Source organism: Aminobacter sp. P4_D5, from assembly GCF_056401815.1.
The window spans coordinates 1-538 of the sequence record NZ_JBFUIP010001289.1; the positions used below are offsets into that span (position 1 = coordinate 1).

General features: G+C 66.4%; 1 protein-coding gene. It reads left to right on the plus strand.

Annotated elements, in window-relative coordinates; all coding sequences use genetic code 11:
* Positions 1-20 precede the first annotated feature (20 nt).
* Positions 21-538, plus strand: a 518-nt coding sequence (locus tag AC1DWF_RS37990) for a tyrosine-type recombinase/integrase (RefSeq protein ID WP_476843566.1), incomplete at its 3' end; no start/stop codon positions are given.

A 538-nucleotide genomic window follows, 5' to 3' on the forward strand; every position in this document is an offset into this window, starting at 1 on the left:
CCGCGGAGGGTACCAAGGTGATGCCGATCGGGCCTGGTGTCGGACAGAAGTCCTGGCCGATCGGCCGCGGTCGCATCGATCGCGTGTTCAAGGCCCTGCTGGGGCGGCCGCTGGATTCCCTTCGGTCGGCGGATCTTCAGATGGCGGCGGATGCCTACGCCGCGAAGCAAATCGCCGCTTCCGCCGTCCGCTGTCTTCGTCCTGTGCTGAAGTGGGGCGCGGCACGCGACTACGTCTCTATCACCGCCGCCGCGCTCAAGCCCCCAGCGCAGGTTCAGCGCAGGGCGCGGGTGCTGACCCGTGAGGAGCTCAAGGCTCTGCTCCCGCACATCCAGCTGACCGATAACCCCTACCGCCGCGCGATGTTCGTTATGCTTCTTACCCTCGCACGGCGTGAAGAAGTCGCGGGCGCGCGCTGGTGCGACATCGACCTGACCGCCGCGCAATGGCGCCTGCCCAAGACGAAGAATGGCCTGGAGCACGTGCTGCCCTTGTCAGATCAGGCGATGAAGTTGCTGTACTCCATCGGCCCCAGGAG